A 14,731-nucleotide genomic window follows, 5' to 3' on the forward strand; every position below is an offset into this window, starting at 1 on the left:
TTCATAACGATCCTCCGGAAGTCATGTACACAAGCCGAAATCATGCGCTACTCTCGAATGAGTTCGTGGCGCAGGTCACGTAACCTGGGAGCAGCAGGCAGGGTCGTAATGAGCTGGCATCAATGGATGTCGGCTCTTTTTTGTTGGGTCGACTCCACCAGAAACGCGGTGGAAACACGCGCTTAATTTCATTGATGGAACCTAGGTTCCACCTCACAGAAGTTGGGATATGACCATGAGCAACAACATCGTCCTTGGCGAAAACCAGTACGGCAAAGCAGAAGTACGCGTCGTCAAAGTCACCCGGGATACTGACCGCCACCACATCGAAGACTTGAACGTGACTTCCCAGTTGCGCGGTGATTTCCAAGCCGCCCACCTGGAAGGAGACAACGGCCACGTCGTTGCCACCGACACCCAAAAGAACACGGTCTACGCCTTTGCCCGCGAAGGTGTCGGCTCCCCTGAGTCGTTCCTCCTCCGCCTTGCAGATCACTTCACCGGCGAATTCGACTGGGTCACCGGTGGCCGCTGGGAAGCCGAGGCCTACTCCTGGGATCGGATCCAGGCCCACGGTTCCGAGCACAACCACAGCTTTGTCCGCAACGGCCAAGAGGTGCGCACCGCCGTCGTCGTCCGGGATGGCGCAACCACCCACGTTGTCTCGGGCCTCAAGGACCTGACCGTCCTCAAGACCACGGAGTCCGGCTTTGTCGGCTTCCCGCGTGACAAGTACACCACCTTGCAGGAGACGACGGACCGCATCCTGGCCACCGACGTTTCCGCCCGGTGGCGCTACAACACCAACCTCGATGTTGCCGCGACCGATTTCAACAAGAGCTACGAAGACATCAAGGCACTCCTGCTGGAAGGCTTCACCGAGAACTACTCCCACGCCCTGCAGCAGACGCTGTTCGACATGGGCAAGAAGGTCCTGGAAGCACACAGCGAAGTGGCAGAGATCAAGTTCTCCATGCCCAACAAGCACCACTTCCTGGTTGACCTGAGTCCGTTCGGTTTGGACAACCCCAACGAGGTCTTCTACGCGGCAGATCGCCCGTACGGCTTGATTGAAGCAACGGTCCAGCGTGAGAACACCGCTGCTGCACCTGTCGCATGGAGCGGCATCGCCGGCTTCTGCTAAGCACCAACGTTTTACCTCGTTTTTTACCTGGGTTTGAGTGCGGGCCGCGCCCAACAGCGCCCCGCCGTCAGCGTGGCCCGCATGCAGACCCGACCCCAAAAAACCCTCAATATCCGCGATTTGTTAGCCAGACACAGTTAGCCAGACGAAGACGTCTGCCATGAACCCAGAGAGTCTGCCATGAACACCAATAAGAAGTCCCGCCCCGCAAATACCACCGCGTCCCGCACACGGCGGGCCGCACGTCCCGAGGATCAGCGACTTTCCATCGGAAGCACCTTCGCTTACGGTTTCCAGCACGTACTCACCATGTACGGCGGAATCATTGCACCGCCGCTGATCATCGGTGCTGCGGCTGGCATGTCATCCCAAGACATTGGCTTGCTGATTGCCGCTTGCCTCTTCGTCGGCGGCCTTGCCACGATCCTCCAAACTGTGGGCATTCCATGGTTTGGTTCCCAGTTGCCGCTGGTTCAGGGCGTTTCGTTCGCCGGGGTCTCCACCATGGTGGCCATTGTCCAGGGCGGCGGAGGCATCCAGGCGGTCTTTGGCTCGGTGATCGCAGCCTCGCTGATCGGCCTTCTGATCACGCCTTTGTTCTCCAAGATCATCAGGTTCTTCCCACCGGTGGTCACAGGTACCGTCATCACCACCATCGGCCTGACGCTGATGCCGGTGGCTGCAGAGTGGGCTATGGGTGGCAACGCCAAAGCCAGCAACTACGGCAGCGTGGCCAACATCGGCTTGGCGGCAGTCACCACGGCAGTGGTTCTTCTCCTGAGCAAGGTGGGAAACGCCGCTATCTCCAGGCTCTCCATCCTGCTGGCCATGATCATCGGCACAGTCGTGGCACTCGTCACCGGAATGGCGGACTTCTCGAAGATAGGCCAAGGCGACATCGTCGCCTTCCCCACTCCCTTCGCTTTCGGCGCTCCGACCTTCCAAATCGCCTCCATTGTCTCCATGCTGATCGTGATCCTGGTGACGCTGACCGAAACCTCTGCAGACATCCTTGCGGTAGGCGAAATCGTTGGCACCAAGGTTGATTCACGTCGAGTCGGCGACGGCCTCCGGGCAGACATGCTCTCCAGCGCGATCTCCCCGTTGTTCAACTCCTTCACGCAAAGTGCTTTCGCGCAGAACGTGGGCCTGGTTGCCATCACGGGCATCAAGAGCCGCTTCGTCGTCAGCGCCGGGGGCCTGATCCTGGTGGTCCTCGGCCTCCTGCCGGTCCTTGGTCGCGTGGTCGCAGCGGTTCCGACGCCCGTCCTGGGCGGCGCCGGCGTCGTCCTTTTCGGTACGGTGGCCGCCAGCGGTATCCGCACCCTCGCCAAGGTGGAGTACAAGAACAACATGAACCTGATCATCGTGGCGACCTCGATCGGCTTCGGCCTCATCCCGATCGTGGCTCCGACGTTCTACAACCAGTTCCCGTCCTGGTTCTCCACGATCTTCCACTCCGGCATCAGCTCAGCCGCTGTCATGGCTATCCTGCTGAACATCCTGTTCAACCACTTCAAGGCCGGTAACTCCGATAACCAATCGGTGTTCGTCGCCGGAACTGACCGAATTGTCAGCGAAGCGGATATCAAGTGCCTCACCGAGGGAGACCGTTTCGAAAACGGCAAGCTCATCGACGCCGACGGCAACGAGGTCCCGCTCAAAACCTCGAGCGCGTCCGAGCACTAGAGGGTCAGCAGAAGATGAAGGGCGGCAGCGTTCCCCCAGGGGAGCATTGCCGCCCTTCTTTGCTTCGCCGACATAGCAAAAGATGGCAATGTTTCCGGGAAACATTGCCATCACATGCCAAGTCGGCGCTAGTTTTGGTTGAGCTCCGCGGAGATCGCTTGGGCGGCTTCGCGCAGCATAGGGACGGCACGGTCGGCGAAGCTCTGGTCCACGCGGGTGATCGGGCCGGACACGGAGATCGCCGTGGGAGTCGGGGCGTTGGGGACAGCCATGGCGAAGCAGCGAACGCCGAGCTCCTGCTCTTCCTCGTCAATGGAGTAGCCACGTTCACGGATCAGTGCCAGGTCCGCGAGCAGGGAGTCGATGTCCCCGATGCTCTTGGCCGTGGGGGTAGGCATTCCGGTGCGGGCCACGATGCCGCGGACCACTTCGTCGTCGAGCTGGGCCAGGATCGCCTTGCCGACGCCGGTATCGTGCGTGTGCGCCCGGCGGCCAACTTCGGTGAACATGCGCATGGAGTGCATGGACGGCACCTGGGCGACGTAGATGACCATGTCGGAATCGAGGACGGCCATGTTGGAGGTTTCACCGAGGCGTTCCACGAGCGTCTTGAGCTGGGGGCGGGCGACGGCGCCGAGTTGCTTGCTGGCACCTTCGCCGAGCCGGATGAGCCGCGGGCCCAGGGCGTAGCGGCGGTTGGGCAGCTGGCGGATATAGCCGAGGGCCACCAACGTCCGCAAGAGGCGATGGATAGTGGGCAAAGGGAGGTCAGTGGACGAGGAGAGCTCGCTCAGTGTGACGTCGCCGCCCGCGTCCGTGATCAGTTCCAGCAGTTCAAAGACGCGCTCAACGGACTGCACGCCTCCGGAGGCTTTTTCAGCCATTCCCTTGTCTCCAATGACTCAAATTCCGACAACTCTTATCCGCATCGTGAAAAGAATTGCTTAGAACACCCAACATACAGCACGCGTGCCCAGTGCGCGATGACACCGAACATGACCAAGTTAGGGGTTGTGTTTCCACTTTGTAGATAATAATATCCATAATACGAAAACATTTAGTAGGAACGGCGGCCCGGGAACGGGCCTTACAGGAGGAATTTCAATGGCGAATCCGAGCCCCGGAAACTCGATCACCCTGCGCGTCGCCGCACCGTCGAGCTTCACCGCTACCAGCGAACTTGCCGCTGCCGTTGGTGCAGCCGGCGCAGCAATCACTGCCTTGGACGTCACGGAATCCCACCACGAGAAGATCGTCGTCGACGTCACCTGCAACACCACCGATGACGACCACGCCGCCCGCGTGAAGGACGCCCTGAACGCGCTCGACGGCGTCACCGTCCAGCACGTCTCGGACCGCACCTTCCTCATGCATCTCGGCGGCAAACTCGAGGTGGTCCCCAAAGTAGCCCTACGCAACCGCGACGACCTCTCGCGTGCCTACACTCCCGGCGTCGCCCGTGTTTGCCTGGCCATCGCAGAAGACCCGGCCGCGGCCCGGAACCTGACCGTCAAGCGCAACACGATCGCCGTCCTTACTGACGGATCAGCTGTTCTCGGCTTGGGCAACATCGGCCCCGCAGCTGCCCTGCCCGTCATGGAAGGCAAAGCTGCGCTATTCAAGCAGTTCGCCAACGTCGACGCCTGGCCAGTGTGCCTGGACACCCAGGACACCGAGGAAATCATCATGATCGCCAAGGCCATGGCACCGGTCTACGGCGGCATCAACCTCGAGGACATCGCTGCCCCGCGCTGCTTCGAAATCGAGAACCGCCTCCGTGAAGAGCTCGACATTCCGGTCTTCCATGATGACCAACACGGCACGGCGATCGTTACCTTGGCCGCTTTGGTCAACGCCCTCCGCGTAGTGGACAAGAAGCTGTCCGAGGTCAAGATCGTGGTTTCCGGCGTCGGCGCTGCCGGCTCCGCCATCATCCAGCTCCTCAAGGCCCAGGGCGCGCAGCACATCATCGCCGCAGGCCGCTCCGGCGCCATCCACTCAGGCGGGAAGTACGACGACGAACACCGCAGCTGGATTGCCGAAAACACCAACGAAGAAGGCTTCTCCGGAACCCTGCACGACGCCCTCAACGGCGCGGACGTGTTCATCGGCGTCAGCGCCCCGCATGTGATCGGCGAAGAGCAGGTCGCTTCCATGGCCGAGAACGCAATCGTGTTCGCCATGGCCAACCCGACGCCGGAGATCGATCCCGTCATCGCTTCGAAGCACGCAGCCGTCGTAGCCACCGGCCGCAGCGACTTCCCGAACCAGATCAACAACGTGCTGGCCTTCCCCGGCTTCTTCCGCGGGCTCTTGGATGCAGGGGCCTCTGACATCACGCCGAACATGCTGGTGGCCGCGGCCGAGGCAATTGCCAACCGCGTGGCTGACGATGAGCTGAACGCGAGTTACATTGTCCCCAGCGTCTTCGATCCCCATGTTGCCGCCGATGTGGCTGCCGCTGTAGCGAATGCTGCGCACGCCAACGCCGCCAGCGCCCTCTAGCACCAGCGCACTCTAGAAAAGGACACGTCACCATGGCTATCACAGTCACTGATCCCCGGCCGGTAGATCGCGCCGAGGAAATCCTCACCCCTGAGGCACTGGGCTTCATCGAGGAACTGCACCAACGCTTCGCCGGCACCCGCAACGAGCTTTTGCAGGCCCGGAAGGTCAAGCGCCAGAAGGTTGCGGAGACCGGCCGCCTGGACTTCCTCCCGGAGACCCGGGAAATCCGCGACGGCGACTGGAAAGTCGCCGAAGCACCGGCAGCCTTGCAGGATCGCCGCGTCGAGATGACCGGCCCGGCAACTCCGGCCAAGATGGCCATCAACGCACTGAACTCCGGCGCCAAGGTATGGCTCGCCGACCTTGAAGACGCGTCCACCCCCACGTGGCACAACGTCATCGACGCTATCCTCAACCTCCGCGATGCCGCCAAGGGAACCCTGAGCTACACCTCGCCCGAGGGCAAGGAATACCGGCTCCGGACCGACGCGCCGCTCGCCGTCGTCGTCGCCCGCCCGCGCGGGTGGCACATGGAGGAGAACCACCTGCTGCTCGACGGCGAACCCGCCGTTGGCGCGCTGGTGGACTTCGGTTTGCACTTCTTCCACATCGCCAAGCAGCTGCTCCTCAACGGCCAGGGCCCGTATTACTACCTGCCCAAGATGGAGAGCCACCTTGAGGCCCGCCTCTGGAATGACGTCTTCGTGTTCGCCCAGGACTTCCTCGGCGTCCCGCAGGGCAGCATCCGCGCCACCGTGCTGATCGAAACCATCCCGGCAGCCTTCGAAATGGACGAAATCCTCTACGAACTGCGCGACCACGCGTCCGGCCTGAACGCCGGCCGGTGGGACTACCTCTTCAGCATCATCAAGTACTTCCGTGATGCCGGCGAAGAGTTTGTCCTCCCGGACCGCGCCACGGTGGCCATGACGGCTCCCTTCATGCGTGCCTACACCGAGCTCCTGGTGAAGACCTGCCACAAGCGCGGCGCGTTCGCCATGGGCGGCATGGCCGCCGTCATCCCCAACCGCAAGCAGCCCGACGTCACCGCCGCAGCCTTCGACAAGGTCCGCGCCGACAAGACCCGCGAGGCAAACGATGGCTTTGACGGCTCCTGGGTAGCGCACCCGGACCTCGTGCCCACCTGCCGCGAAGTGTTCGACTCCGTGCTGGGCGATCCCGCCAAGGGGGGCCGGCCCAACCAGTTGGACAAGCAGCGCGCCGAGGTCAACGTCACCGCTGAGCAGCTCATCGACGTCGCCTCCGCCGGCGGCACCGTCACGGAAGCCGGGCTGCGGCTGAACCTGTACGTCGCCGTCGCCTACACCGGCGTTTGGATCTCCGGCAGTGGCGCCGTGGCCATCCACAACCTCATGGAAGATGCTGCGACGGCGGAAATCTCCCGCTCGCAGGTGTGGCAGCAGCTCCGCAACAAGTCCATCCTTGCCGACACCGGCAACACCGTGACCCGTGAGCTCGTTACCCGCATCCTCGGCGAAGAGACCGAGCGCCTGCGCATCGAGTTCGGCGACGAGAACTTCACCAAGTACTACGAGCCCGCGTCCAAGCTGATCGAGGACATCTGTTTGTCCGATGACTACACGGACTTCCTCACCACGCCTGCGTATGAGCTGGTGGGCTGATGAGTTCGTTCACCTCCGCTGACCTCGCGCATATCGAGGCGCAGCTCTCGGCCACCGATGAGTTGCTTGACCGCAACTACCCCGGCGACGACGGCTCACGCCAGCCCATCCACACCGTCTACGTCCCGGCCGACCGCTTCACGCCCACCTTCGTGGCGGACTGGGGATCCCAGGCGCTCGCGACGGCGGAAGCCCACGGCGGCCTCGAAAAGCTCGGGCAGTTGCTGGGCCAGGAGCCAGAGCTCGCTGCCGCGGTTGCTTCACGGGTAGCAGCCAAGCTGTCCGCCGAACCGATCGAGGACCTCCGTTTGGACTTCGAAGACGGTTACGGCGATCGCGGCGATGAAGCAGAAGACGCCGACGCCGTTGCTGCCGCCAACGCTGTTGCGGCTGCGGTTGCGGCCGGGACAGCTCCACCGTTCATCGGCATCCGTTTCAAGTGCTTCGAAGCGCCCACCCGGGCCCGCGGCCTGCGCACCTTGGACCTGTTCGTGTCCACGCTCGCAGCGGCCGGGGAGCTTCCCGCCGGACTGATCCTCACCCTGCCCAAGGTCACCACCGTTGCCCAGGTGCAAGCCATGGACTTCGCGGTGTCGCGCCTGGAGGAAGTCCTTGGGCTCCCCGCTGGCCGGCTCCGTTTTGAGGTGCAGGTGGAAACGCCGCAGCTCATCATCGGCGCTGACGGTACCTCGCCAGTGGCACAGTTGCCGCACGTGGTGCCCGGCCGCATCAGCGCCCTCCACTACGGAACGTACGACTACAGCGCCTCCCTGGGAATATCCGCCGAGTATCAGTCCATGGAGCACCCTGTGGCCGACTTCGCCAAGGAAGTCATGCAGCTCGCTGTTGCCGGTACAGGCATCCGCCTCTCCGACGGTTCCACCAACATCATCCCCGTGGGCGACACCGTGGAAGATGCATGGAAACTGCATGGCCGCCTGGTTCGCAGATCACTGGAAAACGGCTATTACCAGGGCTGGGATCTCCACACCGCCCAGCTCCCCAGCCGTTTTTCGGCGTCGTACGCTTTCTACCGCGAAGGCCTCCCTGCCGCGGCCTTGCGACTGCGCAACTATGTGGAACGCACCGAAGGCGGCGTCATGGATGAACCCGCGACGGCCCGCGCCCTTGCCGGCTTCGTGCTCCGCGGCGTCCAATGCGGCGCAGTGGGAACCGATGAGGTCAAGGCGCATGCCGGCGTCGAACTTTCACAGCTGACAGCGCTGGCGCACCCGCGGCTCGCACAACCGACGTCCCACTGATAGGAGCATTTCGCATGGGAAAGTACTACTACCCACAAGGCGGATTGCCGCCGCAGACCCACCTCACCACGGAACGGGCGATCGTCACCGAGGCGTACACGGTGATCCCCAAGGGCGTCATGACGGACATCGTCACCAGCAACCTGCCAGGGTTCTCCAACACGCGTTCGTGGATCATCGCGCGGCCGATCTCCGGATTCGCCACCACGTTCTCCCAGCTGATCGTCGAGATCGCCCCGGGCGGCGGTGCGCCGAAGGCCGAGTTCGAATCCGGCGTCGAAGGCGTCATCTTTGTCACCAAGGGTGAGGTCAACCTGACGCTCGACGGCGAACTGCACCACCTCGATGAGGGCGGCTACGCCTACCTCGCAGCCGGAGCCGAATGGGGACTGGAAAACGTGTCCGACGACATCGTCTCCTTCCACTGGATCCGCAAAGCCTACGAGCGGCTCGAAGGGTTCGAAGCGAAGTCGTTCGTCACCAACGAGAAGGACGTGGAGCCCACCTCCATGCCGGACACGAACGACGTCTGGAAGACCACCCGCTTCACTGATTCCAGCGACCTCGCGCACGACATGCAGGTCAACATCGTCACCTTCCAGCCCGGTGGCGTGATCCCCTTCCCGGAAACCCACGTCATGGAGCATGGCCTGTACGTCCTTGAGGGCAAGGCTATGTACTTGCTCAACAACGACTGGGTTGAGGTTGAGGCCGGCGACTTCATGTGGCTCCGCGCGTTCTGCCCGCAAGCTTGCTATGCCGGTGGTCCGGGCGAGTTCCGTTACCTGCTGTACAAGGACATGAACCGCCAGGTGAAGCTCACCTAGCCTTGGCTACGCCATCGAGATCGCCGGGACCCTCCCATTCGCTGGGAGGGTCCCGGCGATTTTCGCGTGTCGCCAGCGAACCCGTTTCCGGCCTCGTGGGGGTCTGTAAGTGCAGCACATGGACCACAAGACGACGCTGCACAATTACTGGCGCCTGCGGAGGGCCGAACTGCTGGGAAAGGTTGAGAACCTCAGTGAGTATGGGCCGGACTCGGACATGTGGGTCCCGGCAAACGAATCCCGCCAAGAGATCATCGAGTTCCACCACTACTCGGCCCGGCATGCAAGGCACGCAGATATTATCCGTGAGCTCATCGACGGTACGGCCGGGATGAAGGCCAATGATCCGAACATGCCAGCGCGGAACTCAGAAGAATGGGCAGCCTACCGGTACCGCATCGAGGAAGCAGCCCGGACGGCCGACCTGCAGCGATACTAAACCCCACACACCCACGCAACCGGCCACACCAACCTTGATGCGAAATTGAGCCAATCGAAAACGTTCCTTGATGTTGCGGCGCCACGCTGGAAGCAGGCGAAGGACCCATACCAAGGGCCCCCGGCTACGAATTTCCATCATGAAGCACAACGATGTGGGGGACCCAATGGAACAAGCATCAGCGCTCAGCGAGGTGGTGGCCGTCAAGGGCATCATCCAGGATCAGCACCCAGTGGACTTTTACGCCCTGGGAGTCGCAGGCAGCATTGACAGGCTCGCCGAACCGCTGCGCCGGGAGGGTGTGAGAATCCATTGGGACACGCCGCACCACGGCATCGAGATCTCTTCTGCCGCAGCCGGCCTCCTGTACCACGTTGCCCAGGAAACCTTCAGCAACACCCTCAACTACGCGGACGCCAGCACACTGAGCATCCGGCTGAACGCCGTCTACCACGGCATCCAACTCACCGTTACGGACGACGGCAAAGGCTTCGAAATCCACGCCTCCCCCAGCGGGCGGCGGCACGGCTTCGGCCTGCTTCTGATGTCCATAGCAGTTCACGACGCCGGCGGAACAGTCAAGATCGACTCTGCCGTTGGGCAGGGCACCAGCGTACGGGTGACACTCCCGCTGGATTGAGGCCGAGTTGGGACCTGATCCGGCCTCGAATCCATGGATCATGTGCGGACTCGGACGTATTCTGTAGCTACTTTTCAGCCTGGCATCTCGATGGGATGGCACAGCATGGCACGGAATACCGGTGCACGTTCAGGTCTTGGCTGGGTCCTCCTGAGGGTCCTTAGCTTCTTCCTGGTGAGCGGCTTATGCGGAGTCCTGTTGTCCGGCCTGATGGTCCCGGCTGCGGCCTTCACCAGCACTACGCTTGGCGGATCCATCGGCTTCTACGAGAGCCTGCCCAGCGAACTCGACGTCAATTCGCCGTCGCTCTCCAGCAACGTCGTGACCGCTGACGGCCAACACATCGCCACGTTCTTCGCGGAGAACCGGGTGAAGGTGGCGTTGCAGGACATGTCGCCGTTCATTCGGGACGCGATCGTGGCCGTCGAGGACAGCCGGTTCTATCAACATCCCGGTGTGGATGCCCAGGGAATTCTCCGCGCTTTGACGTCAAACCTGACAAAGGGCACCCATCAGGGGGCTTCGACCCTCACCCAGCAGTACGTCACCAACGTCCTGAACGAATCCCGGCTCACCGAGGGCCGTCCGGAAGATGTGGTGTTGAGCGGCGATAAGACGTTGGGGGACAAACTCCGTGAAATGAAGTTAGCGCTGGAACTGGAGAAGCGCTTCACCAAGGACCAGATCCTCGAAGGCTACTTGAACATCGTCTTCTTCAACCGAAACGCCTACGGCATCGAGGCCGCATCACACTATTTCTTCAGCACCACTGCGAAGAAACTGACCCTGCCACAGGCCGCCCTGCTGGCCGGACTGGTGAACGGGCCCAGCGTCTATGACCCCATAGTGGACCCAAAAGCATCGATCGGCCGGCGGAACCTGGTGCTGGACCGGATGCTGGAGCAGGGCAAAATCACCCATACCGAGCATGACGCGGCCGTGGCTGCTCCCGTGGGCCTGAACATCAGCCCGTCCTTGCAAGGATGCGCCGGAGCCTCCATCGCCATCTATTTCTGCGATTACGTCTCACATCTCATTCTCAACGACCCCGCTTATGGAGCTACGGCCGATGACCGGGCCCGGCTGCTTTACCGCGGTGGGCTGACCATCACCACCACCTTGGATAGCCGCTTGCAGTCAGTGGCACAGACCCAGGTGGATGCCTCGGCGGGCGCGAACCCGGACAAGTGGGGCGCAGCAATGACCACGGTGCAGCCAGGCACGGGGAAAATCCTGGCGATGGCGCAAAATACGGTGTTCGTGCCGCAAGATGGCAAGTTCGACACCCAACTCAATTTCAGTGTCGACGCCAAGGACGAGAACGGAGAAGACCTCAACGGCGCGGGTGGTTTCCAGCCTGGATCCACTATGAAGCCGTTCATCTTCGCCGAGTGGCTGAACGAAGGGAAGTCTCCTACCGCCGTCGTCGATGCCTCCCGCCGGGTCTACCCCGTTGGTTTCCCGTGGCACTCAACGTGTGGCCCGGTACTGGGCGGATACAGCACGGCGCAGAAGAACGCCAACCTCGGTGCCGACGACGACCTGCAAAACAACGAGCCCGGCTACTACCGCCCCATGCCCATCAACTACGGCCTGTACAACTCCATCAACACGGCAACGTTTGCCACCGCCGCGCAGCTGGATTTTTGCGGTATCCAACGGATGGTTGACGCGGTGGGACTGCACAGCGGAGTGGATAACGCGCCGGTCAACATGCACCAAATCGGCAACTTGTTGGGCTCAATCGGCGTCTCACCGCTGGTACTGGCAAGCGCGTACGCCACCTTCGCCGACGACGGGACGTACTGCAAGCCGATCGCCATCACCCAGGTCAGCGATTTCCAAGGCCGCAAGTACCAAGCCCAGTCGCCACAGTGTCGCAGCGCCGTCAAACCGGAAGTCGCCCGGGGTGTCAACGCGGTCCTCCAGGACGTCCTCAAGCTCGGCTCCGGCATCTACATCAACCCCAAAGTCCAAAACCAGGTGCCCGTAGCAGCCAAGACAGGGACGTCGAACAACAATGGAGCCACCTGGGTGGCCGGTTACACCACCGCACTGGCGACGGCGTCGTTCTTTGGAGATACGACGGCGGGCCAGCAGCGGGCCGGGCAAAACGTCACCATCAACGGTACGTTCTACCCGTCCCTGGATGGGTACATGATCGCGGGCCCACAGTGGGCAAACTACATGATGCAAGCTACCGCCCTCTACCCGAGCGGTCCATTCCCAGCCCCCGCCCCTCCGCCGGCTCCGGCAACCCCCGCCCCGTCAGCGCCGAGGCTGACAGGCCACTGACCCCGCGTTGCGGGGCACGCTCTACCCGCTCCCCGCCATTCCAACTCTGCAAAGCAGGCCCCACAACTAGCGGGCGTAGCGCTCAGTGAAGTTCTTGAGGATCCTCATGGGCTCGGTCACCGATGCCTGACGTGCCCGTTGGATGAGCTCGTCGGCAGCGTGCGGCGGGAAGTATCCCGCGTCCTTATAGATGTCGATGCGTGTGATGAGCCCGTCTGCGTCCAATTCGGGATGGAACTGTGTGGCGTAGAGGTTGTTTTTCACCCGGAACATGTGGACCGGGCAGGCTGCGGAGCTGGCCAGCAGCACCGCACCCAGAGGCAACTGGCTGCACGCCTCCTTATGACCGACGAACGCCTCAAACCGATGCGGAACGCCCTTAAGAAGGGGATCACGCTCGCCCTCCGCGGTCAGTTCGATCTCCGCGGACCCCACCGGCTCGCCGAACTTCCGATCAATGACGGCGCCCTGATGCGTACCTAACGTGCCTACCCCGTAGCAAGCACCCAGGAAGGGGAAATCGTCGGCCACAATGCAGTCCAAAAGACCCGACAGCTCCGCCTCGACCCTGACCTGGGCTGCGCTCTTTTCGCCTACAGGATCGCTGGAAGTGTACGGGCTGCCTCCGACAATGACGCCGGAATAGTCGGCCAGTTGGAGGGGAGGAAGGGGGACGGATTCCATCCGGATACGGACCAATTCCTCCGAAGCCAGACCACAATACTGGAGGAAAGCCCTGTACTCGTCGTCGGCTGCGGCGTCTTCGGCCCGGGTGGCCAGCAACAGGAAGGGCTTCACAGGCCAAGTCTGCGCCAAGGAATGCCCGGGTGACAAAGTGCGTTGGCGCGAAGGGGTGTCTGACAGGGCCTCCCTCATAACGCTAAGGATGCGTAGCGTTGGAGATTCCCCGCTGAGCACCGCCCCAACCATCCATGAGGAGCCACCTTTGAAGCAGGACCCTTCCGTCATCGGAGCGACCCTACCCGAAGCCCAGCCCCTGGCGAAAGAAGAACGAGCCACCTACGGATCAACAGCAGTTCCCCGGCGTGGTCCCCAGAAGATTCCGTGGCCCGGCCTGCTGGTACTCGCGGCCGCAGGGTTCACAGCGGTCACTACCGAACTGCTTCCCTCCGGCCTGCTGCCCCAAATCAGCCGCGACCTCGGCGTGGAGGAATCAGCGGTGGGGTCACTCACCGCCGCCTACGCAGCAATCATCGTTTTCACCGCCCTCCCACTGTCCCGGCTCCTGGCTGGCCGCGTTCCACGGAAGACACTCCTGATTGTCACGGTTCTGGCCTTCGCCGTCAGTAACATCCTGTTGGCGTTCAGTCCCTCGCTGGGTTGGGCCGTTGGCGCAAGGCTCTTGGGTGGGGTTGCACACGGAATGCTGTGGTCCAGCATGGCCCCGTACGTTGCACGCATAGTTCCAGCCCACTCCGTGGGAAAGGCCAGGGCGGTCGTCTTTAGCGGAAACAGCATCGCTCTGGCCGTAGGCGCACCCATCGGGACGCTCATGGGAAATGTCCTGACCTGGCGGACCTCGTTCCTTGTTCTCGCCGGAGTTGGCGCCCTTTTGGCATTCCTGGCGTTCTGGCTCCTGCCAGCCGCCCACGACGCACATAACACCAAGGCTCCTTCGCTCCGGGCTGCGTTGAAATTGCCCGGAGTGGTGGCGGTAGCTACCGCCTGGCCACTCCTGCTGCTGGCCCACTTCACCCTCTTCACCTACGTTGCGCCATTCCTCCTGGCCTCGGGCTTGCCTGAGTCGGCCACCAGCATCTCTTTGTCCGTGGTGGGAGTAGCCAGCTTGGTGGGCATTTGGATCGCCGGCATGACTGCTGATTCCCGCCCCAGAACCTCGGTGATTGCCGCCGTCGTGCTTCTTTTGCTTGCCTTCGCAGTGTTGCCCGTGCTTGGCGGGACCTGGGTGGGCGCGTTCGGGCTGATGACGGTGTGGGGAATCGCGTTCGGGGCAATAGGTATCTATAACCAAGCGGCTATCTTGCGTGCCGGCGGGGAACACAAGGATGCGGCCAACGGCCTCACCGTGGTCACCATCCAGTTGGGCATCGCCGTGGGCGCAGGATACGGCGCCTTCGCCCTTACTACCCTTGGAGCGCAACTGGTGCCGTTGGCTGCTGCCGTCCCCACCGCCGTCTCCTTGGCGATCATCGTTGCCAGCCGACGCGGAGGCTACCCTGCCGGCCCTCACGAGAAGCGCCGTTAACAATTTCGAAACACGACGGTTACGCGAACTTCACGCAAGCGCGATTTCTGTAACGTA

Annotated in this window: 12 protein-coding genes; 10 read left to right on the forward strand and 2 right to left on the reverse strand. The window is 62.3% G+C overall.

Going from position 1 to position 14,731, the window contains the following annotated elements:
* The first annotated feature begins 229 nt into the window (after window positions 1–229).
* Window positions 230–1,144 (forward strand): factor-independent urate hydroxylase, encoded by a 915-nt coding sequence (pucL, locus tag QRN04_RS05140; protein WP_284975084.1) that lies wholly within the window; start codon window positions 230–232, stop codon window positions 1,142–1,144.
* A gap of 180 nt (window positions 1,145–1,324) precedes the next feature.
* Window positions 1,325–2,833 (forward strand): nucleobase:cation symporter-2 family protein, encoded by a 1,509-nt coding sequence (locus QRN04_RS05145; RefSeq protein ID WP_284975085.1) that lies wholly within the window; start codon window positions 1,325–1,327, stop codon window positions 2,831–2,833.
* A gap of 128 nt (window positions 2,834–2,961) precedes the next feature.
* On the opposite strand, the gene QRN04_RS05150 is transcribed toward QRN04_RS05145, so the two are convergent.
* Window positions 2,962–3,717: an IclR family transcriptional regulator gene (locus QRN04_RS05150; RefSeq protein ID WP_284975086.1), complete on the reverse strand. Its 756-nt coding sequence runs from the start codon at window positions 3,715–3,717 to the stop codon at window positions 2,962–2,964.
* 220 nt (window positions 3,718–3,937) lie between these two features.
* On the opposite strand from QRN04_RS05150, the gene QRN04_RS05155 reads away from it, so the two are divergent.
* The 7 genes from QRN04_RS05155 to QRN04_RS05185 all read left to right on the forward strand — a co-directional run bounded on the left by QRN04_RS05155 (window position 3,938) and on the right by QRN04_RS05185 (window position 12,447).
* Window positions 3,938–5,338 carry an NAD-dependent malic enzyme gene (locus QRN04_RS05155; RefSeq protein WP_284975087.1) on the forward strand — a complete coding sequence of 467 codons (1,401 nt, stop codon included), beginning with the start codon at window positions 3,938–3,940 and terminating at the stop codon, window positions 5,336–5,338.
* A 32-nt stretch (window positions 5,339–5,370) separates the two neighbouring features.
* Window positions 5,371–6,984 (forward strand): malate synthase A, encoded by a 1,614-nt coding sequence (aceB, locus tag QRN04_RS05160; RefSeq protein ID WP_284975088.1) that lies wholly within the window; start codon window positions 5,371–5,373, stop codon window positions 6,982–6,984.
* Window positions 6,984–8,246, forward strand: a complete 1,263-nt coding sequence (locus QRN04_RS05165; protein WP_284975089.1) for a DUF6986 family protein — start codon at window positions 6,984–6,986, stop codon at window positions 8,244–8,246. The genes aceB and QRN04_RS05165 overlap by 1 nt, the downstream gene beginning before the upstream one ends.
* 14 nt (window positions 8,247–8,260) lie before the next feature.
* Entirely contained in the window at window positions 8,261–9,073 is an 813-nt protein-coding gene (locus QRN04_RS05170; RefSeq protein ID WP_284975090.1) for a bifunctional allantoicase/(S)-ureidoglycine aminohydrolase, read from the forward strand.
* Between the two features lie 118 nt (window positions 9,074–9,191).
* The gene (locus tag QRN04_RS05175) at window positions 9,192–9,512 is read left to right on the forward strand and encodes a hypothetical protein (RefSeq protein ID WP_284975091.1); all 321 of its coding nucleotides are present in this window, start codon (window positions 9,192–9,194) and stop codon (window positions 9,510–9,512) included.
* 139 nt (window positions 9,513–9,651) lie between these two features.
* Window positions 9,652–10,152 carry a sensor histidine kinase gene (locus QRN04_RS05180; protein ID WP_284975092.1) on the forward strand — a complete coding sequence of 167 codons (501 nt, stop codon included), beginning with the start codon at window positions 9,652–9,654 and terminating at the stop codon, window positions 10,150–10,152.
* A gap of 105 nt (window positions 10,153–10,257) precedes the next feature.
* Window positions 10,258–12,447, forward strand: coding sequence for a transglycosylase domain-containing protein (locus QRN04_RS05185; protein WP_284975093.1), 2,190 nt, complete (start codon window positions 10,258–10,260; stop codon window positions 12,445–12,447).
* Window positions 12,448–12,513: 66 nt separating this feature from the next.
* On the opposite strand, the gene QRN04_RS05190 is transcribed toward QRN04_RS05185, so the two are convergent.
* The gene (locus tag QRN04_RS05190; protein WP_284975094.1) at window positions 12,514–13,245 is read right to left on the reverse strand and encodes a glutamine amidotransferase; all 732 of its coding nucleotides are present in this window, start codon (window positions 13,243–13,245) and stop codon (window positions 12,514–12,516) included.
* Between the two features lie 148 nt (window positions 13,246–13,393).
* Here QRN04_RS05190 and QRN04_RS05195 point away from each other — a divergent pair, with 148 nt between their 5' ends.
* Entirely contained in the window at window positions 13,394–14,674 is a 1,281-nt protein-coding gene (locus QRN04_RS05195) for an MFS transporter (protein WP_284975095.1), read from the forward strand.
* Window positions 14,675–14,731 lie beyond the last annotated feature (57 nt).

Origin of the sequence: Arthrobacter sp. efr-133-TYG-104 (assembly GCF_030208915.1) — a bacterium.
In the GTDB taxonomy this organism is placed as follows: Bacteria; Actinomycetota; Actinomycetes; order Actinomycetales; family Micrococcaceae; genus Arthrobacter.

Bases quoted from the DNA above. Each gene is read 5' to 3' on its own strand.
- QRN04_RS05150 (WP_284975086.1), bottom strand. From the start codon at position 3,717: ATGGCTGAAAAAGCCTCCGGAGGCGTGCAGTCCGTTGAGCGCGTCTTT.
- pucL (WP_284975084.1), top strand. From the start codon at position 230: ATGACCATGAGCAACAACATCGTCCTTGGCGAAAACCAGTACGGCAAA.
- QRN04_RS05175 (WP_284975091.1), top strand. From the start codon at position 9,192: ATGGACCACAAGACGACGCTGCACAATTACTGGCGCCTGCGGAGGGCC.
- QRN04_RS05170 (WP_284975090.1), top strand. From the start codon at position 8,261: ATGGGAAAGTACTACTACCCACAAGGCGGATTGCCGCCGCAGACCCAC.
- aceB (WP_284975088.1), top strand. From the start codon at position 5,371: ATGGCTATCACAGTCACTGATCCCCGGCCGGTAGATCGCGCCGAGGAA.
- QRN04_RS05180 (WP_284975092.1), top strand. From the start codon at position 9,652: ATGAAGCACAACGATGTGGGGGACCCAATGGAACAAGCATCAGCGCTC.
- QRN04_RS05165 (WP_284975089.1), top strand. From the start codon at position 6,984: ATGAGTTCGTTCACCTCCGCTGACCTCGCGCATATCGAGGCGCAGCTC.
- QRN04_RS05145 (WP_284975085.1), top strand. From the start codon at position 1,325: ATGAACACCAATAAGAAGTCCCGCCCCGCAAATACCACCGCGTCCCGC.
- QRN04_RS05185 (WP_284975093.1), top strand. From the start codon at position 10,258: ATGGCACGGAATACCGGTGCACGTTCAGGTCTTGGCTGGGTCCTCCTG.
- QRN04_RS05155 (WP_284975087.1), top strand. From the start codon at position 3,938: ATGGCGAATCCGAGCCCCGGAAACTCGATCACCCTGCGCGTCGCCGCA.